The following is a 26425-nucleotide window of genomic DNA, read 5'->3' as shown; positions in this document are numbered from 1 at the left end:
GAGGCGCTGACAGCGTTTGCGAGCGGCGTCATGGCTCAGGCCCAGCCGCGCCCCGGCGTCCTTTTGACTGAACCCGGCGACATGCACCGCGACCACGAGAACACCATCGGCACCGAACTCGGCCTGTGCCGCCTTCAGGATGGCTTCCGCGTCATCCGGTGTTGCGACGCGCAGGGTGAGCTCGGTTGCCAGTTCAGCCCTGGTGAGGCCTGGCACCTCTTTTCGGTACGCCCGTCTCAGGTCACGCTCGACATTGCGCAGTAGCGTGGCGGCGACCGAAATGATGCGGCTCGGGTGTGCTTGGCGGATGGTTACCGTGACCTGCGCGAGCAGATCGGCCTCCAGAACAGCGGTCTCCCGAAACGGCAGCAGTCGGCGCCGGATGACGCTGAGCCCGGGCCAAAGCGCGAGGATGAGCAGTTCGACAGCGAGGTCGGTGTGGGCACGGCCGGATGCGTACCCCAGCAATCGCGACAGCACGGCGTTCCGTGCGTCCCGATCCCCGCAGCGGCCATGCAGCCAGTCCAGCATGCGCGCCGGATCGCGGAAGCCAGAAGGGGGATGTTCGGCTGGAAAAAGTTCGGAGAAAGCCATCATACGGGAATGCCGGTTCACCGAGCGGACAAGGCGCGCGTAGAGCGCGGACCAGTTCGAGGACATGAGATGCCGGGTCTGGGGCCGGGCATCTCGCGCCTCTCATCGGGCCGGGTTCGGGCGTCGCGCGCCTCTGGAAAGGAATGGAAAAGGGGCGGCCGGAAAACCGACCGCCCGTCAGATCACGGCAGCCGCGTCAGCTCGTTCAGCGCGCCGCAGCCGCGGCACACCGACGTCACCGGCGCACTGACCAGGTACGGATGGCTCCGCGAAACAAGAATGCGGATACGGCCGTTCTCGATACGGCCAAGCAGCTTGCCGCAGCAGGTGCAGCGCCAGTCTCCGCCGCCCCCGCGCCATCTTTGGCGCTCGACGAGAATGCCTTGTTTAGTAAAAGTGTTTAGGTATCGTGCCATGTCGGCCTCCATCGTTGGATGGCGACTCATTTGGCAGACCGACTTCAAGATCGGCGATCCCGCGATCAAGATCACTTCAAGATGGAGGCTGGACGGCAAGCTTCCAAAAGCTGGGTTTCGGGTTCTCCAGGTAGGTTCCGACAATCCGACTCTTCCATTCTACACCGAACGTCGATCCCAATTGCGCTGCACCAGAATACTTCAGCAATTCGCCAGTCTTGACCACCTGCTCTCCGCTGCAATGCGCCTGATAAAGACGCTCGATGATCCTGATCTGTTTTTCGCCGATGATGGTCCAAACAGGCCGCTCAGGCAGGATGAGTTCGGCTTTGGTTTGACCAAAAATCTTGAACGACACCAGACTGGCAGCGCGTGCTCCCATCCGGTTCAGGCGCCATGCATCTTCGAGCGCAGAATGATGGCGCTCCCTGTCACGGATGATATTTTCCAGGCTGACCACCACATGTGACCCAAGATGGTTCAGTGGCTCCGTACCGGGGACAAGCACGAACCCGGCAGCAAGGTCCGCGGCGGCGCGGATCACGTCGTCCGCCGATTTGAACGCCTTGTCTTCAGCCAACCGTGTGGCGAGGAAAACCGGATGACTTCGGTCGCCCAAAGTGATGTGACCAAGGAAGAATACGTTGTCGTTGAGCGATTTCGGAACTTTGGAAATCCCCAGGTCTGACAACGCATCCGTGAGCGTCTCGATGATATAATCTCGGTTGATCCGCCAGCGGGATACTTCATTCAAGTCAACGGTTTGCTCCAGTTGTTCTCCGAAAACAGAAAGACCAGCCGACTTGGCACGAAAGTCGGGCAAGACGTCTGCCAGTACGTCTCCGAGTTCATCATCTTCAATAATCAGCGTTTCAACGATTTGGCACCGGCCCAAATATCTCGTACTCGTCAATTGGTCGACATCCGAGTGCATCTGAACAAGTTCCGGTCCGGAGATATCGTCACTTGAATGATCGAGTAGTGCAATCAGAATGGGGAGAAGGTCAGAAAGTTCCCCGAGGCTGGCGTCGCGGAAGGATTTGACAACACCCCAGGCTTCCAGCAATTCGAAGCCAACGGCCCGCAAATCCGGGTCTGTCTGCGATTGTAGCGTGCAACTGTTGCTGTTGCTGTTGCTGATCTTGAAGCGTAGCGACCGTTCAGCCGAACCAGAGAGATTAACCCGAAGATATAGTTCCACGTCACAGACGAACCCTTTGCCGTGACGGTTTCGGATAGAGCCGAAAATGTCGCGCCGAAGGCGCTCGATGTCTTCTCCGGGCGCAACAGTCAGGGTCACCTTGCGGTCATAGCTACCGAGCGCGACACGCAGTTCGGTGACTTCCACGGACCGAATTCTGTCCTGCAGGTCTTCCGGTGGTTCAAAATTCAAAGCCCGCCGGAACATGGATAGGTCGTATCGCCTCTGCCGAAGTGGCCGGTTGGAAAGGTCTTCACCCAGAATCTCACGGGCGAAACTTTCGGCAACGATCTTTCGATCGGACCATCGTCTGCCACAAAGCTCGATGCGACCATCGTCCGGAAAATAGACGAGGATCAGTTCATTTGCAGGTCGGTACTGGATGGTTCCGATAGACTGGTCGGGTTCGAAGGTTCTGGAACTTTCCCGCGGACCTGCGGCTGTAACTGCAATCATGATCTGACGCGGAGATGCCTCGCGCGGTGGCAGTTCGACTGCCTCGGCCACACACCCGTGACGAAGGTCAAGACGAGCAGCAATGTCTGAAGCGAAATGGTTTTCGTCGAGTGTTTCGAGTTCCAGCGGCCGCGGCGAATGGACGACAAATGTGTGAAAAGCGCGATCGTTTTCCCGAAAGCTCCTCACCTGCATGGCCCGTTCTGTGGCGACAAACAATTCATGCCGGGCATGATAAGTCCAAAGCGCCCGCAACAATGGACCGGGTTGATCCGACAGTTCTTCGAGGCAGTCAAATTTGTGACTTTCAGCGAAGCGCAATTGCAACGCATCGGCGCGCTGCCCAGCAACCTGGACTATCCGAACGGCCTGCTTCTCGATCACCGACAAATCGTCTTTGGGCAACGAGGATAGGCGGACATGGATTGTGTCCGGACCCTCAGCTTCAGAAAATGATGTCCCGTCGAGGATTCCAGATACCTGCTTCGAGTTCATGAAACCTTGAATCTGATCAGACGGAGCCTCCTTGAGTATCCGCGACAATTGCGGTGCGCCGGCAAGTTTCAAACGACCCATTGTTCGTCTCCAATCGAAACCATTTCCATCCGCACTTTGGCACGGGATCAAGTCGGAAATTCACGAGTCATCATGTCCCATTTGTCCTCCCAACACGGCTTTTCCAGTTCAGAACGACCTGGAGACTGCGATGAAATTGCCCAACCCGCTCCCACCGGCGCATATGAAACCCCTCGAACGCCGGGCCGAACTGTGCTGCTTGCTGGCTCTCGGTTTGATCCGCCTCCAGATGCGGGAGTGCGACCAAGTATCTGGTTCAAATGGAGAAAGTTCGCTTCACTTCCCGCCCGACCAGAGCGGTCATGCAACCACCGACAAAAGGAGAACCGCATGACCGACACGATCCCCGCGCGCCTCGCCGCGTTGAAAACCGCCCCGACGCCGGAACTGAAAACCCAGTGGCGCGAACTCTTCGACAGCGAGCCGCCGCCGTTCAACCGCCGCTACCTGGAAAGCCGCCTGGCCTACCGCATCCAGGAACTGGCCTATGGCGGGCTGAAGCCCGAGACCATCCGGCGGCTGGAACGGCTGGGTGAGGACCTCGACGGCGGCGACCGCAAGATGAGCCGTATCCGCGCGGATACCATGCCGATCACCGGCACGCGCCTCCTGCGTGAATGGCAGGGCGTCGAGTACGTTGTGACCGTCATGTCCGACGGCTTCGAGTGGCACGGACGGCCCTACAAGTCGCTCTCGGCGATCGCACGGGCCATCACTGGCACGCGCTGGAACGGGCTGGTCTTCTTTGGACTCAAGCGGCAGGGAGGGCGGGTATGACCAAGGTTGCTGACAAATCCAAGGTCGTTCGGAAACTCCGCTGCGCTGTCTACACCCGGAAATCCTCGGAGGAAGGGCTGGAGCAGGAGTTCAACAGCCTGCATGCGCAACGCGAGGCCTGCGAGGCGTACATCGCCAGCCAGCGCTCCGAGGGCTGGGTGTTGGTCCGCGATCAATACGACGACGGTGGCGTTTCTGGCGGCACGTTGGAGCGCCCCGGCCTGAAACGGCTTTTGGAGGATATCGAGGACGGCCTGGTCGACGTGGTCGTGGTCTACAAGATCGACCGGCTCAGCCGCTCGCTGGCGGATTTCGCCAAGCTGGTCGAGGTGTTCGACCGCAACGGCGTGACCTTCGTCTCGGTGACCCAATCGTTCAACACGACCACCTCCATGGGGCGGCTGACGCTGAACATCCTGCTCAGTTTCGCCCAATTTGAGCGCGAGGTCACGGCCGAACGCATACGCGACAAGGTCGCCGCCAGTCGTAAGAAGGGCATGTGGATGGGCGGGGTGCCACCCTACGGCTACCGCGCCCTGAACCGGAAGCTGGTCATCGAAGAGGAGCGCGCCGAAAACGTCCGCTGGATCTTCGCCCGTTTCCTCGAAATCGGGTCCTGCACGGAACTGGCGCGAGAGGTGGCCAAACGCGGCATCCGGACGCCCAAGGGCAACCGGATCGACAAGAAGTTCCTCTACAGGTTGCTGTCCAACCGTGCCCTCATTGGGGAGGCCGTGCACAAGGGCGAATGCTACCCCGGCGAGCACAACGCGATCATCGACCGCGAAACGTGGGACCGCGTCCACGCCATCCTGCAGGAAAGCCCCCGCAAGCGCGCCGCACGCACCCGCGCCGAGACGCCCGCGCTGCTTAAAGGGCTGCTGTTCGGGCCCGATGGCGCCGCTTTCTCGCCGACGCACACCCGCAAGGGCGCGAGGCTCTATCGTTACTATGTCAGCCAGACGGTGCTGAAACACGGCGCCGGATCGTGCTCGGTCGGCCGTGTGCCCGCCGGCGAGATCGAGGCGGCCGTCATCGACCAGCTGCGGGCCGTGTTCCGCCAGCCCGAGATCGTGGCGGGGACCTTGAAGGCGGCGCGCGCCCACGCCGCCGACATCACTGAGGCAGACGCCAGCGCGGCCCTGCAGCAGCTCGACCCGTTGTGGGACGAGCTGTTCCCTGCCGAGCAGGCGCGCATCGTTGCGCTGCTGGTCGAACGCGTCGACATCGGCACGGACGGGCTCAACGTGCGACTGCGCGTCGATGGCCTCGGCAGCCTCGCACGCGAGATGCTGGCCGGCGGAATCGAGGCTGCCGCATGACCCGAGGGACTCCAATCCCCGAGACGGTGACGCTCCATGTCCCGTTCCGTATCGTGAAGCGCGGCGGGCGGAAGGAGATGCAGCTGCCTTCTGGAGAGTCGGTCCCCCGTGCGCGTTTCGACAACACCATGATCAAAGCCATAGCGCGTGCATTTCGATGGCAGCGGTTGCTCGACTCGGGCGAGTTCGCCACCATTGCCGACTTGGCAGCACACGAACGCATCGCAGCCCCTTACTTGACCCGGCTCCTGCGTCTTACCCAGCTTTCACCGGAGATTGTCGAGGCCATCCTTGAGGGAAGACAGCCGCCCGACCTGACGCTTGAGTCGCTGCGGGCGCAGTTTCCCATGGATTGGAACAGTCAGCGCGCATTGCTGCGACTTTGAATTCCGCAAGCACTTGGTGAACACGCCCGACTCGATGGATGGCTTGTGCTTTTTAGCCAATTTGGCCAAAGTAAGCCATGCAAGAGCGGAGAGTCAGATGCAGATCCTGACCGCGAAAGACGCGAAGTACGGCTTCGGGCGGCTGATTGATATCGCCCGAGCCGAGCCTGTCGCGGTTGCGAAGCATGGACGCCCCGTTGTCGTCGTGCTGGCAGTCGAGGAATACGAGCGGCTGAAGGCGCTGGATAAGCCTGGTATAAGTCCGGGTGAACAGAACGCAGTAACGAAAACGAGCGAATGATTGCAGACCACCTGACCGGGATCGAACAGTTCGGCGCGGACCTCTGGAAGATGGCCGACGACCTACGGGCCAATTCAGGCCTCGCGTCGAACGAGTACTTCATGCCCATCATGGGGCTCCTTTTCCTGCGCCAAGCCACGAACCGCTACTATGCTGCTCTCGCTGCGATCGAGGCCGACAAGGCCGCCGGAAAGATGCCCGATCGTCCGCTGGTCGACGCCGACTTTCGCCGCCGCCGCGCGATGCTGCTGCCCGAGGCGGCCCGTTACGACGTGATCCTCGACATGCCCAAGGGCGGTCAGCTTGGTTCCGCGCTCACCGCCGCCATGGAGGAGGTCGAGAAGCATTTCCCACCGCTCGCGGGCCAGTTGCCGAAGGACTACGAGCGCTTCGACGACGACCTGTTAGAAAGCATGATGCGCAAGTTCGACACCGAGGCCCTGCGCAATGCCTCCGGCGACGTCTTCGGCCGCATCTACGAATACTTCCTCGCCGAGTTCTCCAAGCAAGGCGCGCACGACAACGGCGAATTCTTCACCCCGCCCTCCATCGTCCAGACCATCGTCAACGTGATCGAGCCAGACCACGGCATCGTTTTCGATCCGGCCTGCGGCTCGGGCGGCATGTTCGTGCAGTCCAGCCACTTCATCGAGGACGCGGGCCAGGACACGATGAAGCGTGTCACCTTCTACGGCCACGAGAAGAACGAGACGACCGCGAAGCTCGCCCAGATCAACCTGGCTGTTCACGGCCTGCAGGGAACGATACGGGCGGGGAACGAAGCGATCACCTACTACAAGGACCCGCACGAACTGGTCGGCAAGAGCGACTTCGTCATGGCCAATCCACCCTTCAACGTGGACGAGGTCGACGCCGACAAGGTCAAGGGTGACAAGCGGCTGCCCTTCGGCCTGCCGGGCGTGAACAAGGCCAAGAAGGTCTCGAACGCCAACTACCTGTGGATGTCCTACTTCTACAGCTACCTGAACGACAACGGCCGCGCCGGGGTCGTGATGTCCAGCCAGGCATCAAGCGCCGGGCGGGACGAGGCGGTGGTGCGCCAGAAGCTGGTCGAGACCGGCGCCGTCGACGTGATGATCGATATCCGCGGCAACTTCTTCTACACGCGCACCGTGCCCTGTCAGTTGTGGTTCTTCGACCGGGCGAAGGAGCGTGACCCCGAGCGCGCCGATCAGGTCCTGATGCTGGATGCGCGCAACATCTACCGCAAGGTGTCGCGCGCCATCTACGATTTTGCGCCAGAGCAGCAGAAGAACATCGCCGCCATTGTCTGGCTCTATCGCGGCCAGGCGAACCGCTTCCTGAAACTCGTCGAAAGCTATCTGACGCAGGCCATTGCCGAGGGCGAGGCAGCGGCGGAGCCGCTGGCCGACTATGACAAGGTGCTCGGCAAGCTCATCGATCTGGTGCAGCCCTTCGTAACCGACAAGCGCGATCCGGATCCGCTGGCGGAGACCTGGGGCGAACTGACCGGCGCGCGGACAACACTGGCGGCGGATATCGCGGGGTTCGACGCCGAGGTGGTTGCACGGGCGGCGGACTGGGCGGGCGCCGTGCGCGACAATGCCGGGCTGCACACGGCGCGCACCGGGCTGCACCCCATGTCTGAACGCTGCCGTGACCTGACCAAGCAGATCGACCTGGCCGCCAAGCTGGCCGGACGGGTGGTGGATACCGCCATCAAGGAACTGGACGCCCGCGACCACGCCCTCTGGCCCAATGCCGAGGTGACGCGCGCCCGCAAGGCGCTGGAGGGCGCGCGGGCCGCGGCGGTCGAGGCGCTGCGGACGGCGCGGTATTTCGTGAAACAGGCCGACTGGCTGCAGGAGCGGTTCCCCGATGCCGTGCTGCGCGATGTCGAGGGGCTGGTGAAGCGGGTCAGCCGGGCCGAGATCGCAGCGCATGACCACAGCCTGACGCCCGGCCGCTATGTCGGCGTGGCACCCGAGGAGGTGGACGAGGATTTCGATTTCGAGGAGGCGCTGCGGTCGATCCACATCGACCTGCAGGGGCTGAACGAAGAGGCCGCGGACCTCGCGGCGAAGATCGCCCGCAACTTCGAGGAGTTGGGGGCGTGAGTTGGCGCGAAATCCAGCTTGGCGATGCGTTCACCATCAAGCATGGGTTCGCATTCAAGAGTGAGTATTTCGGAGACGAAGGGCAACATGTTGTTCTGACGCCAGGCAATTTTTACGAGCCGGGTGGCTTCCGAGCGCGTCCTGGAAAGGATCGTTTCTACACGGTCGAACCTCCTGAAGACTTTATTTTGGCCGCTAACGATCTGATCGTCGCGATGACGGAACAGGGCGAGGGGTTGTTGGGCAGCAGCGCACTTGTTCCTGGGGTCGGCAGCTATCTTCACAATCAGCGAATTGGCCTCGTCGAAAACCTTGACGAAGCGAAGTTGGACAAAGGTTACCTCTACCGCCTGTTCAACACGCCGATTGTCCGAGGGCATATTCGAGCAACTGCATCCGGAACGAAAGTTCGCCACACTGCGCCAAAGCGAATCTACTCCATCAAGGTCAAAGTGCCGCCTGTTTCGGAGCAACGCCGGATCGCCGACATACTCTCCGCCTACGACGACCTGATCGAGAACAACCGGCGACGGATCGCGTTTTTGGAGGAGGCGGCGCGGCTGCTCTACCGCGAGTGGTTCGTCCACTTCCGCTTCCCCGGCCACGAACACGTCCCCATCACCGACGGTCTCCCCAATGGCTGGGAGCGTTTCGCGCTCTCCGACCTGGCTGACTTCATAAACGGTTTCGCCTTCAAGCCAGCGCATCTCGGCGACACCGGCTTGCCCATCGTTAAGATTCCTGAGTTGAAACAAGGCGTGACTGAGAAGACGCCTCGGAATGACGGTGAAATGGTCCCCGAGAAGTACCATCTCAAGGACGGCGACCTTCTGTTCTCATGGTCGGGGACCTTAGCGGTGAATGTCTGGACGAGCGGTCCGGCGCTGCTCAACCAACACCTTTTTCATGTCGTCCCGCGTGGGCGCGTCAGTCGCGCCTTCCTTATGTGCGCCATCAGGGAAGCGCTAATCGCGTTTGAGAACCAGACCGTCGGAGCCACGATGAAGCACATCCGGCGTTCCGCTTTGGATCGGGTGTTTGTCCCGCTACCCGATCGGGCTTTCATGTCCCCGGTCGAGGACACGCTCGCAAACACCTTCGAGCAGCTGATAATCCTCCACCAGCAAAACCAGAGGCTCGCCCAAGCGCGCGACCTCCTCCTGCCGCGCCTGATGAACGGGGAGATCGCAGTGTGACGCAGGACGTCTTCCTTCCGCCAACCGAAGATGAGGGCAGTGAGTCTTGGAGCCGGTTCTCAGAACTCATTGGAGAGGGTGTCCGAGTTGAGGGAATGGTCAGGCAGACACTGCTGAAAACCCAATTGGATGCGATCAAGCGAACCATCCGCTCCCATGAGGAAGCGAGGGAAGCCGAAGCCTACCAATTCGAAATTCTTGATACGGATCCGCGCTGGGATACTGACTACGCCTCGGCCCTAGAACTCCTTCGCGATCAGCGTTTCTGGCAGATGACATTTCAGAGCTCGGCGCACAGCATGGCTGCTGTCGGCATGCTCGCTCCGTTCATAGAGTCCCTGTTCGCCGCCATTTTCGATGGGCTCAAGGACAAGATCGCGCTCCCGACCGATCACCCGCGGTTGGCGCTCAAGGCGCGCGACGTCTGGAACCCGCAGGTCTATCATGGCTCCAAGCGCGCACGGTGCGATCTGCTGCAGGGGATCGGCCAGTTGTCCGACGCCACGGGGCTTGCGCGCTTTCTACCCCCGCAGACACAAACCACGCTAGAGGCGCTGTTCCGCTACCGAAACAACATGTTCCACAACGGGTTCGAATGGCCCGATGTCAAGATCGCCAGTTTCGCGGATGACTTGGAGAAATGGCCGGAGGGCTGGTTCGATTTGGCGAAGCGCGAGGGCAAACCGTGGCTTTTCTACATGACGCCGGAGTTCTGCGCGCATTGCGTCGCTCTGATCGACGGTATCATCGGGGGCACCGGCCGGTATTTGAAAGAGCGTGGCGTGTGATTTCATGAAGGACATTCGATGGCCGTAACGGGGATCAACAGCGAGGACAGACTGGTTCAGGCAACCTTCGCCGAGCACCTGGAAATGGTGCTAGGCTGGGAAAACGTTTATGCTTGGAACCAAGAGGTGCTCGGGCCGGACGGCACGCTGGGACGCAAGGACACGACCGAGGCGGTCCTGATCCGCGACCTGCGCGGGGCCCTCCACCGCCTCAACCCCGACTTGCCGGAACCAGCCATCGAGGACGCGATCCGCGCCCTGACCGTCTATGACGTCAGCCGCTCCATGGTACAGCACAACCGCGACTTCTACCGCATGCTGCGCAGTGGCGTGCCTGTCACCTACCGCGATGCGCAGGGCCGCCAGAAATCCGCCCGCGCCAGGGTGATCGACTTCGACAACGCCCCCGGGGCCAACCGCTTCCTCGCCGTGCGCGAGTTGAAGCTGACAGGCATCCAGACGCCCAACTACAACCGCCGCGCCGATCTGGTCTGCTTCGTGAACGGCCTGCCGCTGGTCTTCATCGAGCTGAAGGCCGTCTACAAGAACATCCGGGCGGGGTTCGACGGCAACCTGCGCGACTACATGGACGAAAACGTCATCGCCCATGCGTTCCATCACAACGCCTTCCTTATCGTGTCGAACGGCGACCGCGCCCGTTACGGCTCGATCACCAGCGCGTGGGAGCATTTCAACGAATGGAAGCGGTTGGACGAGGGGGATGAAGGCAGCGTCGATGCGGAGCGCCTTCTGAACGGCATGCTGGCGCATGAGAGACTGCTCGATCTTGTCGAGAACTTCATCCTGTTCGACGAGAGCAAGGCGGGCGCCGCGCGCAAGGTGGTGGCGAGAAACCATCAGGTGCTGGGCGTGAACCGCGCCGTGGCCTCGGTTGCACGGCAGGAGGCGATCAAGGCCGACATCCCGCCCGGAGAACGCCTGCGGCACCGCGTTGTCGAGTTGCCGCTGGAGCGAAAAGCGCCGGCGAAGCGCAGGAAAGGCGAGCGGGCGCTTGTGACGGCGGAAACGGCGCTGCCGTCCTTCATCCCCGAAGGACCGGTCGACATAATCGAGCGGGCGCACCCCGATCTCGGCCGTCTGGGCGTGTTCTGGCACACCCAAGGCAGCGGCAAGTCCTATTCCATGGCCTTCTTCGCCGAGAAGGTGCGGCGCAAGGTGCCGGGCAATTTCACCTTCCTGCTGATGACCGACCGGAACGATCTGGACAGCCAGATCTACAAGACCTTCGTGGGCTGCGGCATTGCCGGGAACGATACCCCTCGCGCGGCCTCCGGCGATGATCTGGAACGGATCCTGAAGGAGAACAACCAGTACGTCTTCAGCCTGATCCATAAGTTCAACAAGGACGTGGACCCGAAGAAGCCCTACAGCGAGCGTGACGACATCATCGTGATCTCGGACGAGGCGCACCGCACGCAGGCAGGGCGGCTGGCCCGCAACATGCGCCTTGCGTTGCCCAATGCCGCCTTCATCGGCTTCACCGGCACGCCGCTGTTCAAGCAGGACGAGATTACCAAGCGCATCTTCGGCGAATATGTCTCGCGCTACGACTTCAAGCGGTCCGAGGAGGACGGGGCCACCGTCAAGCTGGTCTACGAGAACCGGGGCGAGAAGCTGGGTGTCGCCAAGACGGATCTGAACGAACGGATTGCCGAGAAGATCGAGGAGGCGGAACTCGACCCCGATCAGGCGGCGCTGCTCGATAAGCTGCTCGGGAAGGACTACGAGGTCATCACCGCCGATGAGCGGCTCGACAAGATCGCAGCCGATTTCGTGGATCACTGCGCAACGAGGTGGGAATCCGGAAAATCTCTGTTTGTTTGCATCGACAAGATCACCTGCGCCCGGATGCACCAGATGATCGTCCCGCGATGGCGGGCGAAAGCCGCAGAAGTCAGGGCGGCGGCGGATGCCAAGCAAACCCAAGCGGATACCACGGCCGATGAATCCTTGCGCGCTGTACTCGCGGAGGAGGCGCAAGAATTGGATGCGCAGGCAACGTGGCTCGAGGAAACCATCGTCGAGATTATTATCAGCGAAGCGCAGAACGAGGTCGCGGACTTCAAGAAATGGGGGTTCGACATCATCCCGCACCGTGCCCTGATGAAGCAGGGCTTCGATACCGGGAATGGCGAGCGCATCGATGTCGAAACGGCCTTCAAGAACCCCAAGCACCCGTTCCGCGTCGCAATCGTCTGTGCGATGTGGCTGACCGGCTTCGACGTGGAATGTCTGTCGACGCTCTATATCGACAAGCCGATGAAGGCGCACACGCTGATGCAGGCCATAGCGCGCGCGAACAGGGTGTATCCTGGCAAGGACTTCGGCCTGATTGTCGACTACAATGGGATGCTGGCCAGCCTGCGAGCCGCGCTGGCTCAGTACGCGCTGGGCGATGATGGCACAGGCGGAGAAGAGATCATCGCCCCCATCGAGGAAAGGGTGCAGGCCCTGCTCGAAGCTATCGAGGCGACCGAGGCGCATTTGCGCGGCATCGGTTTCGATCCAAGCGTGCTGCTCGGTTCGAAGGGCTTTGTGCGCATCAAGGGTTTGAAGGACGCCGTGGAAGCCGTCTATTCGACGGACGAGGCCAAGCGGCGCTTCGAGATTCTCGCACGGCAGGTGTTCATCCGCTTCAAGGCGCTGCTGATGGAGCCCAGCGCCTGGGCATACGCCGAACGACACGACAACATCGAAGCAATCTACAAGAAGCTGACCGAGCGGCGCGACACGGCTGACGTGACAGAGCTGTTGAAGGAGTTGCACCGGATCGTCAACGAGGCCATCCGGACGCAGGCCCCAGGAGACGACCAAGCCGAGGGACTGACCTTCGACCTCAGTCAGATCGATCTTGAGAAGCTGCGCGATGAATTCGCAAAGAAGGTCAGACGCAAAGCGACCGCACTTCAGGACATCCGAGACATCGTCGAACAGAAACTCGCCGAGATGCTGGCGCGCAATCCCGCAAGGATGGACTATCAGGTGAAGTACGAGGCGATCATCGCCGACTACAATCGCGAGAAAGACCGAACCACCATCGAGGAGACCTTCCGTCGACTGGTCGAGCTCGTGAACAGTCTGGACGAGGAACAGAAGCGCGCAACGAAGGAGGGGCTTGGCGAGGATGAACTCGCGCTCTTCGACCTGCTGCTCAAGGATAACCTGGACAAGACGTCTCGTGAGCGGGTGAAGCAGGCGAGTCGCGACCTCCTGGCCTCCATAAAGACGCGCTTGGCCGAACTCGATCGCTTCTGGGAGAAGGAACAGACCAAGGCAGACGTCGAGGTCTTCATCTTGGACGAGGTCTTCGCAAGTCTACCGTCACCCCCGTTCACGCCCGATGAAAAGAAAGCGCTTGCGGCAAGCGTCTACGCCCATGTGTGGCAGCAGGCCGTGAACGGTGGCTTCGCGCAGGCGGCCTAGGGCCGTTCGCTGATCGTTCGATCCGGGTTCCAGTGGCTTGGCGAACGGAACTGCGAACCCCGCCCAGTGCGCCCCCACTCTAAGCCTAATGATTTCAGTAGCATGGCACTCTGAACCGAACCGCGCGCGGTTAATGGGTCCGGAGAATATTGGCCCTGAGAGACTGCTTCCGAGGCTCTTGGCACCGGGGCCGGTTAACTGCCCGTCCCGCATAACCCTCGAAAACAACGGAAAAATCCGGCCGCAGCCGGATGGGGAGAACGCTTTCGCTGGGGCAAGTGGCGGAGGGGATGGGTCTGACGTCGAACCTTCTCTGGCTCTGAGGCGAGCGACAGTGGCACCGAGCTCTTCTGACAGACGACTTGTGCGTTCAAACTAGAGTGTCTACCGTCGGTCGTGCGTCGGGCATCTCACACGTGACAACCGATTATCTGAACTTCATTCGCTACATAAAGGGCAATGCCGTACGGGCAATCGTCGAACGCAAGAGAAAATCAGGATGGAGGGAATCCACGCCTTGAAAAGATATGTTGGACTCACGCCCCAACTTTTTATGAAAGTCACGTGACGTAAACACATAGCGCATATCAACGAGATGGGCCATGCACATGAATAGAAGCGATATACTATTAGAATTTGCCAAGATCGAGCACGAAGAGGCGCGGCGCTACGAGAACCAACGTGAACGCCTTCTCGGTTTAAGCTTTGTCGCTACGGGCGCAATCCTTGCCGCAATATATTCCGACGTGAGCACAACGAGCTTTGATGTCCTGCTGGCCGGCATCGCGACAGTATTGAATCTATTCGTTTCCGTGACATCACTCAAGTTCTATCTCGCATTCAAGAGGCGCTATGAGAGATATAGGGTTCTTCGGTCCGAAATTGACAAAGAATTCGGAATCCCGAGCCTCGAGGAATTAATGAACAAGGCCGATGAAATAGATCGCGGGAAGGACCGTTACCGTCTAGTTGAAGGATTAAAGATTCACAGTATCTGGAGCACTCTTTCATGGTTGATGGCAATCATATCTGTCGCTGTATTAATTTGGTTAATATTGGATCTGACATAGTAGTCAGAAAATTACCTAGTTAAAATCGGTCGTTATTGAACTATCCGCATCGGCACGAAACACGCGCTGTTGATGGTCAGGGCCCTCTATCCGGAAGCCTCCCAAAGCGGATATCATTTCGGCATAGCTAGTGAAACCGAGCGATTGCGGGACTTTTCCCTTCACAACGAAGTGCGCCTTCGCCCGAGCACCCAGGGAGGTGAACGGCATCCCCTCCGACGCAGCAGGTTCCTCTGAGAGTTCACCCGACAGCCAAGCCTTGAAACTGGACTTGTTAAGAGCGACCTTCCCCTCTTCGGCACTCTTCACCCCCGGCCGATCCGCATCGGCACGACCATCGTCAGCGGGCAAACGCCCGATAAACGGATGGTGTGATCTTCCGACCAAAAGGTTCGGAGGCCGGCCAAAAACCGCAATCCCCTCAATACCATTTATGAATGAACCCAGAGACTTCGTTGAAAGCAGCTGCTCAAGCGGTCGCGTTGCCAAAAACTCTGATTTGACCGCGTCGATCAGCTGACCCAAATCGATCGCATCGCTACTGGAATCGTCGATGCGCTCAAAGACATATTCACAAAACGCGTCTGAGAAACGATCCTCAGAAATGCAACCACTTGACGATACAACAGTTTCCTTGTGCAACGTTATGCCCTGTGCCGTCGGACCCTTTTCACCTAACGCAGGAATAAAAGAGACAATTTCACCTTCCCCGTGAATATCACTGCGAAATGCCGGCAATACTGAGCTGAAGTGAAAAAAGTACTCGTTATCGTCCCTATCCTGAATGAAGCCATATCGTTCTCCATCCGGAACGTGCGTAACCTTTCCAAAAATTCGCTTTTCGCTTACCGCAACAGAAACAGTATCAGTTTCGGCATTCTCGAAACTTACATTCAGGATGACCCTGCCATCTTGGCCCTTGTAATTCGATATTCCGTAGCCCTTGAGGCCGTCCAAAAGGGTTGCCACATCAATCGACTGACTGAACAAAGCACCCGTTCTATGAACTGCATCCAGACGCTCAAGAAGGCCCTCTAGTTCAACCCGCGCACCTAATCTCGCCTTGGCTTGTGAAAACTCAAGAGCAAAACGCAAGATCCGATCAAAATTGAGCTTGCTGACTACCTCCAATTGAGTATCTCTTGATGCCTCCTCATCAGAGGGGTCCACCAATACAGATCCTTCAGCCGCAACGGGTTCTTTCGACCGATTGCCGCCTTCTACGAACCCGGTCTCAATCCGCCAAGCTCTTGGACCAGTCGGACTGAAACCCAAGTAGAAGTTTACGCGCTCGTTCAGACTTCGATACTGGGCATAGTCTCTTCCTGGCGAAAAGAAGACCGAAAACCTTCCATCTATGACTATCGTCCCGGAGGTTGGTCCATTTATACTGTCAATAACTCCATTTATCCTTATTAGCGGCTCCTCATTTCCAAAAAAATTGTGGCCCCTATCCCACCCACCTAAGTCGAGTTCCGACACGATGCGACACTCTGAACCGCTTCGCCCAAACCAAACCGGCGACCTCGACTTTCTCGCAAAACTCAATTCCTGGCATCGACGAAGGCTCTCTCGATAGTTATCAAGATCATTAGTCCTTTGACCAAACCACAACAAAAAATGGAGAATATAAAGAAAATAATGCGCCTCCCAGGAAGGGAATCGTCTTGACCACAATGTTATTTGAGATACTGCCTCGTCGAAGTCAAATTCAGGAAGTCCCGAAAATGCATGAAACCAAAGTGAATAATCATCTGACCGCCTGCCAGCCTCACGCAAATTCGTAGCCGACAGGTCAGCTATTCTCCTCTTCTCCGAAGCTGAAAGATTACTCCATTTTCTCTCTCCACGAACAAGATACGCATTCGCCAAGGCGTTCCTTGAACGTGTATTCGCGCCTTTTCCACTTGCGTTGGCCAACTCCCATCTCTCGACCACACCATCAAGGTCTCCGTAGAGGCGGTCGAGCTCAGCTTCGCATTCAACAAGGTAGTCATTTGTGGGCTCAAGCGTAGAGTAGAGATTTGTAGCGCCGCGCAACAACTCCTCTGCCTCTGACAATTTCTCTTCTAACCACAGAGCCACCTCTGAAGACTCAGAGGAGATCATGGATACCGATTCAACCGCCGCCGCCGCCTTGAGACGCGCAATTGAAGCGGTAATCAACTGGATGTTTGTTATGTAGCCATAGACGTTATCCGGACTAAGCCTCCGCGCCTCTTGGAATGCACTCTCAGCTTCCGAATAAAGTGGGTCCAACGCCTGAAAGACATCATCCAACGAGCTAACTCTTGGTAGAGACTTAAGGCTATGCCGCAGACGCGAACGGATAACCAGACCAAGCGTATGGTAGTGAACTGCATCATTGCTACTGAGTGAAATCGCACGGTGAAGGTACTCCTCTGCTTTTTCGAAGTCACGGCGCATGCGATACACTTGATGCCGCCCTAGGTGGCTCCAAAAATGTGACTCGTCTGGACAGTTGTCGCACAAGTGCTGTAGAACAGAATGCCCGAGCGAGACGTCGATAGCATCAAGGTTTTCAATGATCGGGGCGAAGTCCTCTCTGTCCTCCACGCCATCGGTTGAACCCGACCGGTCGATGAACAACTGTCGAAAAAGGTCCACACAGGCAGAGGATCCCGCGGCCTTGACCAAGTCAGATATCAGATCGATGGAGTAGGACTTCAGATCCAAACGCCAATCATCCTGGAGGCCCAGACGAAAGTGCTCTAGAACCTCTTCGGCCAGTATTTGGTGCATTATCCGAACGCCACCACCATAGCTCAATAAAAGGTTGGCGACGCCATCACCGAATAAATCCCTCAGTTCCAGATTTGAATCCGGTTCAACACCCGAAATCGAGTATATTATGCTCTCTGGAATGGTGCCGTTCGAAAATATCGTAACCACGGCGATGTGCTCCAGCACTCGTCGAATATCTCGGCTGACGCCGGCAATATGGTGTTCTACATAATTCTCAACCCCCAAGAAATCTCGCTCAAACGCTATCAATCCGTAGAAGAATGGCAAACGATACTTCTTCAGAGTTTCATTGGTCGATACTTTTGAGATTTGCTCCCTTTTTCGAGAATCTTCCGTCAGTGACATATAGGTTGACTTAAATTTTTTCACCTCTCTCGGAGTGAGGCTCTCTATGATCTCGAAAGATCGTTTCTTAGATGGAAAGAACGATCGCCGCAAATATAGCAACACTGCACGACAGTTGTTCTGTGCCAAATATCTCTGAACATCCTCGCGGTTACTTTCCGTAAGTACGGAACTATCGGCAACAACAAATACTGGTCGCTCAGAAATTAAAAATAGCTCCCTGATCCTCTCTCCAAGACTAGGGGAAAAAGATTCAATGTATGCGGTTGGGTGCTCATAATGAAGTTCCCAAGCCACTCGCATCGCCAAAGTTGTTGCGCCGGAGCCGGGTTGATGTTCAACTACGATGGTATGATTTCGATGAGATGAAAGCCACTTTTGACATTCATTTATTAGGGAGTCATTAGTGTCGCGCCTAATGTCGACATCCGCAGAGATTTCTTCCCACGTCGGGGGGCGTCCACGCCAGAAATCGGATAAAGAAGAATTGCCTGCGTCTGACAAAATGGAGTTCAGAACTTCTGAGTGTAGTACTGATAAGTTCTCTTCGAACGCTCGGATCTTCTCCGGCAGCACAGTCCGATACTCACCAGGCGGCCCTGGAATCTTGCATCCTTCCGCTTCAACCGTAGTGCCAAAGGTGTTTGCGGCGTGCCTTACGAAATCTCCTACCGAAAGCGGAACCGTGAAAAGGTTTGTCGCCGACTCGTTGATTGCCCTTCCACCGAGCACGAATATCTTTGCTCGACCTCTCGTTGCCTCATCGATGTCTCGAATTATGCTTTCGATTCTTGAAGATGGATTATTTTTATCGAGTGTGAGGCCTGGGAGAATAAGACAGTATATTGGGGTTGGGTTTGTTCTTTCTGCAATTTTCTTCACAAGCTGTCGAACTATTGGCAAGCGATCCCATCGCCACTTGTGGAAGTCTGGAAAGAACTCCTTTCTTGTCGACCACCCCGCCGCAAGCATCCATGCGGTCGACCTTCGGGGATCAAATTCAGGGATATTTGAGGTAAAGAGATGAAGACTGCGCTTCGCTGCCAACACGTCAGAGCTATACCGATAAAGTCCGTTTTCATCAGAATTTGGGTCCAGGTCTATGACAGCTGACCATGGCAGATGGCCAAGCGCTTTCAGGTGAGGATCCGGGTGCTGACCTTCTGTCACAAGGACAAACAGGCCATTTGACTGAGTGAAACTTCCGGCTTCGCGAAACAACTGCTGCCACAGTGCATCGGAAGATGAATTTGACTCACTCTCACTTAGTTCAAGGCGTGATATACGGGCCCATTCTTCATCTAGGAACACTTCCAGATAGCGACGGGCCGCCCAACCGGCGTAAGCTAAGGCAGAAATCTTCAACGAGCGATCAATTGGCTTATTGGCCCAGTTGATGCCAGCGGCCACACGTGAAAGAAGAATCTGTTTCTCGAAGTCATCTTGTCTTGCCGGGAAGCGGCTTGATAGAAACGTTTCAAGTGGCAGCCTAAGTTTTGTGAATAGCTTCTCAATCCACATCGCATTGGGTGGGACGACTGCGGTCGTATTGTCCGGATCGAGCGCATTTAGGACAGCGATGAGTGGTGAAGCCCCATTGGCGCCGAGGATTGATAGCGCAAATGACAGTTCGAGGTATGCTAGATCAAATCCAACCAAATTCTCTGATGAGAGCGCGAAATCAATGATAAAGTAGGGATTGGAATCAGGATTGAAGCGATGAAAAAGAATGTTTCCGCCATGGAGATCGCCATGACTGAGTCCAGTAAGGGGAGAAAGTGACTCCTTGTAATTCTGCGAAAGCAAATCGAGGAAGTGAAGCGGATTGACTAGTATCTCGCCCGCCATCGGAAATATCTCGCCGCCACAATAACTATTTATGAAATCGTGGAGTTCCGAAGCTTTTGTATGGTCAGAGCGATAACCGCAGGCATTCTTGAGCACTTCATGTGCACTCGATCTGGGTTGAAATTCTTCGTCTGCCCACGCGGACAATAGATTACTAACAATTCCATCAGCGTTATCGAAGATTAAGTTGGCGTGTTTCCCCACTGATGCCGTGTATCGATTCAAACTACGACCTGCAATATCGAATACCATTACGTCATAGTGGCTATCCCGCTCAGAGCGGTAACTATACCTTAGTTGTGGAATATGTTCCTCAGAAAACGCCGGCGCTCTGTTGTAGGCGACTTCATGAGAACTTTTTTCTGGCTTTTGATCCTGGTACTTGGGGGCTTCGCTAATCTTGAGGATATATACACCACTTTTTATAGTGTCTTTTGGCGCCTTTCGGACATCGAGTTTAAAAACTGCGGAACCGGAAAAACCGCCAGGAATTGCGTCAAGATGAACATCTGCGCCCGCGATCCATTGTTCGAGTGCTTCCTCTATGGACACCCGCCTTGGATCGTTCGCCTGAAGCCCTTCGATTGAAATCAAGAAGTATGTCCCTGTACGTTTTCTTCGTTGCGAGGTGGTCGACCCACGTCCGTACCCTGTTTAGACAATACAGCACTCGATGCATGGCTTCGGCAAGCAATTTTCTCGGGTTGTCGGCCCAGCCCATAGCGCCAGAACGACGCGTGGTTGGCGACGAAGTCGTCATCTGCCGTCGAGGGATACCGCGCCGGTGGGTCCGTGTGGCCGTCCGTCATCGGCACTATGGGCTGTAGCAAGATGGCGATAGCGCGTGAGAATTGGGCGCGGCGATTCTGGCGACTGAACCTTGGACTTCCGTTCCGCTCCTTGAACGTGGGACAGAACCGAATGATTGGTCAGTAATCCGTCTCGACATACACCCCCGAGAAATCATAGGCGACCGCCGCAGCGGTCGCGCCGTTGTTCATGAAGTTGCGAGGGCTCAGGAGTTGCGTGGCGGCCGGGATGTCGGTGTCGAGCATCACCTCGACCACCGCCCCGCTGACCTCCTCGACGACCCGGACGCCGATCTCGCTGCTGTTTGGGGCGGCGAGGAGCGTGAGGGTCAGGACGTTCGTCGTGCTCGCCACCGGGAAACTCGCCCCGAGATCGGTGAGCGTCGGCGAGCCGGAGGCATCGTTCTGCACCAACTGCCAGTTCGTGTGGGTGCCGCGCTGGAAGCCGATGCCGATGCAGTTCACCACGGCCGAAAGGGCCAGGGTCGTGGCCAGCGCTGTGGTCGATCCGTAGAGGCCGAAGAACCCCATGCCGGTCGCCTGTAGCGTAACGAGCGAGAGCCGGTTCACATAGGTGAAGCCGCCCAGCCCATCCGCATTGCCGCGCCAGCAGACCCAACCCGCCGAGCGCTCCTCGGCGGCCGCATCTGCGGTGGCGGCGCTGGTCACGCGCCAGCGGCGCATCGAGGTCGAGAGGTTGGTGGTGGCGAGCGTCGGCGTGGACACGGTGCCGACGGCCGTACGCGGCATGCCGTTGGTGTTGACGGTCGTGCCGGTAGACGGCGCCCAGGTCGCGATCCGGTTCACCCCGAAATGCGGCTGCAACGGGAAGAACCGGCCGGAGGGGCGCTGGACGTCGAGCCATCCCGCCCCGGCGCGGTCGCGGGCATAGAGGGCGAGCTTGCCGGTCGGCGGCGGCGTGGGAACGGCGCTCAGCGCCGGGAGCACCACGGGCTCGGGCATCTCGACCCGGCCGCTGGTCCGGTCGATCCGGAGCGCCTCGTAGAAGGCCGATCCGTCCGGGCTGACCTTGAAGCTGAAATCGTCGCTGCCCAGAAGCCCGATCAGCGCCCTGGCCGAAAAGCCGGTCTTGAAGGCGAAGCTTGCATCATTGGCGGGCGCGGCCTTGTTGACCGTCGCCTCGATCCCGGCGCCTGCGTTGTTCAGGAGCACTGCGGGCGTGTTGACCGAGAGCCGATTGTAGCTGTCGGCCGTCGCCCCACCGAGGCCCAGAAGCTGGGCGGTCAGGTTCGCCTGGGGCATGCCGACCTGCGTGACGGCATTGGCGAAGGTCACGGTCGGCGTGTTGACGACCGTCGTGCCGTTCGCGCCCGAGGTCGCGGAACCGATGTTGACGACTGTGTTCGACCCCGATGCGCCGCCGGTGCCGAGGTTTACGGTCTTGGTGAGACCGGTGGTCGTCGCCCCCGTGCCCATCCCGTAGGTGGCGGTGCCCGTCGCCGTGCCGATGGTTGCGGTCACCCCCGAGACCGTGACGGTGCCCGACGCGGTCAGCGCGCCCGAGAAGGTCTTGTTGCCGGTGAAGGTCTGGGTGCCCGCGAGGATCGCCAGTTCCGACGAGGTGTTCGGTAGCGTGTAGCTGCGGGTCGTGCCGGTGCTGATACCGGAGAGCGAGAAGACCGCCTTCTTCGTGGAATCGGCGTCGTTGACGAGGCTGAAGACCGCATCCGAGATGTCGCTCGGCTCGCCCACGACCTCCCAGGTGGCACCGGTCCAGACGAGCAGCACGGCCTCGTCCTCGACCCATGTCCGCCAGCCGGTGCGGGGTGGAAGGCGCAGCCAGGCACCGTCGGTCCAGAGGGCGATGTTCAGATCCCACCCCGCCCAGTCTCCCGACGCGCCCGAAGCGACTAGATAGCGGTCGCCATCGGCGGGGCTGGCTGGCGGCGCGGTCAGGTCCCGGTCGAGGACGGAAAGCTGGACAAGACCGTCGAGGATCCGCAGCGCCTCGTTATGGGTGACATGCTTCTGGGCCTGCGCCGCGAGGATATAGGGCAGCAGCAGATGGGTCGTGGCGTCAGACATGGGATGGCCCTCAGAAGGTCAGCGTGACGGTTTTCGGCGCGCCCCGCCCGACGAGGGCAGAGAGTTGGAAGATGCGGATGTCGAGCGTGTCGCCGGGGCCGAGCAGCGCGCCCCAGTCGTCGGTCTGGTGGGCGGCGGTGTAGATCGCGTTGGACGTGGTCGTGCTCAGCATGCGCTTCACGGCGGCACCGTCGAGGATCTCGACCTCGTAGGCTTCAAGCTCCTCAGCCAGCAGCACCTCCAGCCCGCCCCAGCTGTCGGCCGCCAGCGCGCGGGACCGGCGCGTCCAGCGGATCGTCAGATCGCCGGGCGTGCGAGGCCTGCGCCATGGCTGCTCGACATGGGCAACGGAGAACGGGCGAAGCCCCACGCCTGCGGGCGTGAAGGCCTGCGCCACATAGGTCTCGTCGCTGACCGGGCGGCTCGCGGGGCCGATGCGCCAGTTCCATGGAATGCCGAGATCGGCCTCGGCGATCGGCAGCGATGTCAACGCTGCGTCGAGTACCACGACCCGCGCACCAGAAGGCGCCGGATTGCCCATGGCGCCCTCGGTGCCGCGCTGGCCGCGCAGGAGTCGCGTCAGGAGATACCGGCCAGGAGCGATCAGTTCCGCCGCGCCTGCCTGCACGATCTCCCAGGCACCGGGCGCGCTCTCGATGGCGAGCGCGTTCGCGCCGCCGAACAGCGTCAGGTCCGTGACGCTCTCCAGTGTGCCGGTCAGCAGATCGACGACCAGCGCGTTGCCGAGGTCGAAGCGCGAGGTGGGCCCCGCGAAGAAGTCGGAGACTAGAGCCCCGATCCGCGCGCGCCTGCCGAACGTGGTCAGCAACTCAAACCCGTCCGTCGACGGGCTGCGGAACACCGCAATCTCGCCGGGCCAGGGAACCGCATGGGCGGCGACCAGCGGCCGATGCGCGGCCTGATCCTCGGTCAGCTGCGGCAGGTCGAAGAGGACCGCTTCAGGCGCGCCGAAGACGACCGCCTGCGACAGTGCCGAGGGGCGCGGCGCGCCGGGCGGCAGATCGTAGGCTTCCCGATCCTGACGTACGGCCTCGATGCCGCGCGCTTCGGCATCGGCAATCGAGATGAGCCGCAGCGAGATGGATCGGCCGTCATGGGCGAGCATCAGCACATCGGCCGGGTCGAGTGCCAGCCGCGAGGGCGGCAGGCGGAAGGCTGCGCCCTCGCGACCGGTCCAGGCTTCCATCAGCGCGCGCCGACAGCGGCGCTCCGCTTCCTCGGGCGGAACGGCCATGGGGAAGCTTTCGGAGGCGATGCGCGTCGTGTCGACGGTAATGCGGCGTGCCTCGACCTGCGCGGCCTCGTAGTCCTCATCCGCCCGCGCGACTTGCCATTTCAGCGCCTGCGGCAGTTCGGTCTCCTGGCCGCGGGTGAGTTCGAGGACGTCGCCTTCGCGCGCGGCCACCAGATCGTCGGGGGTGACGCTTGCCACCGCCGCACGCCCACGCATGACGAAGCGGATCACGCCCTCGGTCTCGACGGCGTCGAAGCCGAAGTGGCGCGCCAGTGTGGTGATCGAGGCGCGAGGGCTTTCCAGCGCGCCGATGGCGTAGCCCTCGACCGCGCTCCAGAGGCCGCTGACATCGATGCGATCCTCCGGCAGCCCGGCGCGAAGGCAGAGATGGCGGACAAGCGCCGCGAGCGAGACAGCTCCAAGACGACCGGTCAGCCAGTGGCCGAGCCGCCAGTTGGGGCCATCGGTCCAGACCTCGGTCAGTTCGGGGAAGAACGGATAGGGCCGCGCGTCCCAGGTCCAGGCTGCACATTCCGGCACATCGACCATCCGGCCGCCGTAGACCGAGGACAGCGGGTTGTTCGTGGCCTCGCCCCAGAAGAGATAGGTCGCCTCGAGAGAGGCGCGCTGGATCATGTCGTCGCGCCAGCCCCGCGAGAAATGCGGCGTGAAACTCTCCGACGATTTTGGGTCGAAGAAGACGTTGGGCTGATTGGTGCCGCGGTCGATGGCCGGGCAGCCGAGTTCGGTGAAGCGGATGGGTTTGGACTGCGGCACCCATGCTGTCGGCGTGCCGCTCTCCACCCCGCCCGGGCGGTTGAAATGCGGGTTCGCCCACCAGCTGCGCAGATCCTTGTAGCGGAAGACCCACGGCTTGCCCGCGGCGCCATCCGTGATCGGCGTCCGGACCTGCGCCGACCGATCCGCCGGCGATGCATAGAACCAGTCGAAGCCCTCGCCACCCGCGATGTTCCCCTGCAGATAGGCCCGGTCGTAGATCGCGGGCCAGCCCTCGGCCGCGTCGGCGTGCCCGAACCCGTCGCGCCAGTCGGAGAGCGGCATGTAGTTGTCGATGCCGACGAAATCGATGTTGGCGTCCGACCAGAGCGGGTCGAGGTGGAAATAGACGTCGCCGCTGCCGTCGCTCGGGTGGTGGCCGAAGTATTCAGACCAGTCGGCCGCATAGCCGATTTCCGTGCCTGCTCCGAGGATGGTGCGCACATCGCCAGCGAGCGCCTTGAACGCAGTGACGGCGGGATAGCTGCTGGCACCCGAGCGGATGGTGGTCAGGCCGCGCATCTCCGAGCCGATCAGGAAGGCATCGACTCCGCCCGCCACCACGCAGAGGTGGGCGTAGTGCAGCATCATCCGGCGCAGACCCCAGTCGCCGGACGGGCCGGTCCAGGAGACGTTGTCGCCCGAGATCGCGAAGTCGGAAGGGTCCGCGCTGCCGAAGAACGCCGAGACCTGGCTCGACGCCGTGGTCGTCTTGTCCACGCTCCCGGCGTAGCCTGCCGCGGGCGAACAGGTGATCCGGCCGCGCCAGGGAAATGCGGGCTGACCGGTCTCGGCGGCGGTGTCGGAATACGGATTCGGCAGCGCGTTGCCGGGCGGGACGTCCATCAGGATGAAGGGATAGAAGGTCACGCGCAGCCCGCGCGCCTTCATCTCCCGGATGGCCTGTACCACCGCGAAATCGGCGGGCGTGCCGCCATATACCGGGCGGTCTTCGGCGTCGCGGCTGACGAGGAAGGCATTCGCCCGGCTGACGCCATTGACCGACCAGCCGACTGGCGTCGTGGATTTCGCCGGGACCTCGACGCCCGGGCGCAGCTTGCAGGAGCCCGCGCGCAGGTCGTCACCGAACCAGGCGACGACGAGGCTGACGCTTTCGACGGCCGGCGCCATGGCCTGCAGCCGGTCAAGTGCGACCACCATGTCGGCGGTGTCCGAGAGCGCGTTCAGGTTCTCGGCCTGCGTCGCACCGCCGGAGGTTTTGCGGATGGTCTGCGTGGCATATGTGAACTCGCCCGAGGCGGGGATCATGGTGACGGCGCGGGTCAGCCCCTCGGCTGTGTCGGGATCGGCGAGCGGCCGGAACACCTCGAATGAAAGCTGCGGCAGGCGGTTGCCGTAGCTCGACAGCGGCAGTTCCTCGAAGACGACATAGGCCGTGCCGCGATAAGCGGGCGTGTTGGCCGCGCCCATCTTCGCCGCGATGAACGGATCGGCCGCCTGCGCCTCGTCGCCCGGATACCAGCGCCAGGTGACGCCGGAGAGGTCCATCGGCTTGCCATCGGCCCAGACGCGCCCGATGCCGGTGATCGGCCCCTCACAGAGAGCGACGGCGAAGGAGGCGTAGTACAGGTACTCGGTGGTCTTGACCTTGCCGCCCCCGCCGCCCTTGCCGCCGCCCTGCGTGGTGGTTTTCGTCTCCTCGCGAAAGTCGGTCGCCCAGATGATGTTGCCGCCGATCCGCATCCGGCCGTAGAGCCGCGGGATCACCGCCCCCTCGGTCGAGGCCGTGATGCGCAAGCTGTCGAGCCGCGCCCCTTCGATCCGCTGCGTCGGGGCGAGCGAGGACACGATCCAGCTGTCGACGACCGAACCGATTGTGGAGCCGATGAACCCGCCGATGGTCGCTGCGCTGACGCCGAGGATCGCGCCACCGATCGAGCCGCCGATGGCGGCACCGGCGGCGCCGAGAATGAGGGTAGCCATGTCGGGGCC

15 protein-coding genes are annotated in these 26425 nt (G+C 60.0%); 9 read left to right on the top strand and 6 right to left on the bottom strand.

Translation table 11 applies throughout. From position 1 onward, the window contains the following. From ACP159_RS09125 to ACP159_RS09115, 3 genes are all read right to left on the bottom strand, one after another. Positions 1–660, bottom strand: a 660-nt coding sequence (locus ACP159_RS09125) for a hypothetical protein (protein WP_425099360.1), incomplete at its 3' end; no start/stop codon positions are given. 116 nt (positions 661–776) lie between these two features. Continuing rightward, entirely contained in the window at positions 777–1010 is a 234-nt protein-coding gene (locus ACP159_RS09120; protein ID WP_425099359.1) for a hypothetical protein, read from the bottom strand. A gap of 76 nt (positions 1011–1086) precedes the next feature. Then, the gene (locus ACP159_RS09115) at positions 1087–3243 is read right to left on the bottom strand and encodes a hypothetical protein (protein WP_425099358.1); all 2157 of its coding nucleotides are present in this window, start codon (positions 3241–3243) and stop codon (positions 1087–1089) included. A gap of 330 nt (positions 3244–3573) precedes the next feature. Here ACP159_RS09115 and ACP159_RS09110 point away from each other — a divergent pair, with 330 nt between their 5' ends. The 9 genes from ACP159_RS09110 (at position 3574) to ACP159_RS09070 (ending at position 14626) form a co-directional block, all read left to right on the top strand. Continuing rightward, complete coding sequence (locus tag ACP159_RS09110; RefSeq protein WP_425099357.1) at positions 3574–4020, top strand: DUF2924 domain-containing protein; 447 nt, start codon at positions 3574–3576, stop codon at positions 4018–4020. After that, on the top strand, positions 4017–5342 hold the full coding sequence (locus tag ACP159_RS09105) for a recombinase family protein (RefSeq protein ID WP_425099356.1): 1326 nt from the start codon (positions 4017–4019) through the stop codon (positions 5340–5342). Before ACP159_RS09110 ends, ACP159_RS09105 begins: the two co-directional genes overlap by 4 nt. Before the next feature lie 26 nt (positions 5343–5368). Then, positions 5369–5728, top strand: coding sequence for a hypothetical protein (locus tag ACP159_RS09100; protein ID WP_425099355.1), 360 nt, complete (start codon positions 5369–5371; stop codon positions 5726–5728). A gap of 97 nt (positions 5729–5825) precedes the next feature. After that, positions 5826–6029: a type II toxin-antitoxin system Phd/YefM family antitoxin gene (locus ACP159_RS09095; protein WP_425099354.1), complete on the top strand. Its 204-nt coding sequence runs from the start codon at positions 5826–5828 to the stop codon at positions 6027–6029. After that, positions 6026–8128 (top strand): N-6 DNA methylase, encoded by a 2103-nt coding sequence (locus ACP159_RS09090; RefSeq protein WP_425099353.1) that lies wholly within the window; start codon positions 6026–6028, stop codon positions 8126–8128. The genes ACP159_RS09095 and ACP159_RS09090 overlap by 4 nt, the downstream gene beginning before the upstream one ends. Further along, positions 8125–9324 (top strand): restriction endonuclease subunit S, encoded by a 1200-nt coding sequence (locus ACP159_RS09085; protein ID WP_425099352.1) that lies wholly within the window; start codon positions 8125–8127, stop codon positions 9322–9324. The genes ACP159_RS09090 and ACP159_RS09085 overlap by 4 nt, the downstream gene beginning before the upstream one ends. Next, positions 9321–10112, top strand: a complete 792-nt coding sequence (locus tag ACP159_RS09080; protein ID WP_425099351.1) for a hypothetical protein — start codon at positions 9321–9323, stop codon at positions 10110–10112. The genes ACP159_RS09085 and ACP159_RS09080 overlap by 4 nt, the downstream gene beginning before the upstream one ends. A gap of 18 nt (positions 10113–10130) precedes the next feature. Beyond that, a complete protein-coding gene (locus ACP159_RS09075; protein ID WP_425099350.1) occupies positions 10131–13556 on the top strand; it encodes a type I restriction endonuclease subunit R in 3426 nt (1141 codons plus the stop codon). Positions 13557–14164: 608 nt separating this feature from the next. Beyond that, positions 14165–14626: a hypothetical protein gene (locus ACP159_RS09070; RefSeq protein WP_425099349.1), complete on the top strand. Its 462-nt coding sequence runs from the start codon at positions 14165–14167 to the stop codon at positions 14624–14626. Between the two features lie 15 nt (positions 14627–14641). Here the strand turns inward: ACP159_RS09070 and ACP159_RS09065 are convergent, their stop codons facing one another. The 3 genes from ACP159_RS09065 to ACP159_RS09055 all read right to left on the bottom strand — a co-directional run bounded on the left by ACP159_RS09065 (position 14642) and on the right by ACP159_RS09055 (position 26416). Further along, entirely contained in the window at positions 14642–20179 is a 5538-nt protein-coding gene (locus ACP159_RS09065) for a hypothetical protein (RefSeq protein WP_425099348.1), read from the bottom strand. 335 nt (positions 20180–20514) lie between these two features. After that, the gene (locus ACP159_RS09060; RefSeq protein WP_425099347.1) at positions 20515–22440 is read right to left on the bottom strand and encodes a DUF2793 domain-containing protein; all 1926 of its coding nucleotides are present in this window, start codon (positions 22438–22440) and stop codon (positions 20515–20517) included. Between the two features lie 10 nt (positions 22441–22450). Beyond that, positions 22451–26416, bottom strand: coding sequence for a baseplate multidomain protein megatron (locus ACP159_RS09055; RefSeq protein ID WP_425099346.1), 3966 nt, complete (start codon positions 26414–26416; stop codon positions 22451–22453). Between the last annotated feature and the right edge of the window lie 9 nt (positions 26417–26425).

Origin of the sequence: Tropicibacter sp. S64 (assembly GCF_049803835.1) — a bacterium.
Lineage (GTDB): Bacteria > Pseudomonadota > Alphaproteobacteria > Rhodobacterales > Rhodobacteraceae > Pacificoceanicola.
Note: the sequence above shows the minus strand (reverse complement) of the source record. Positions and strands in the feature narration are given on the sequence as shown.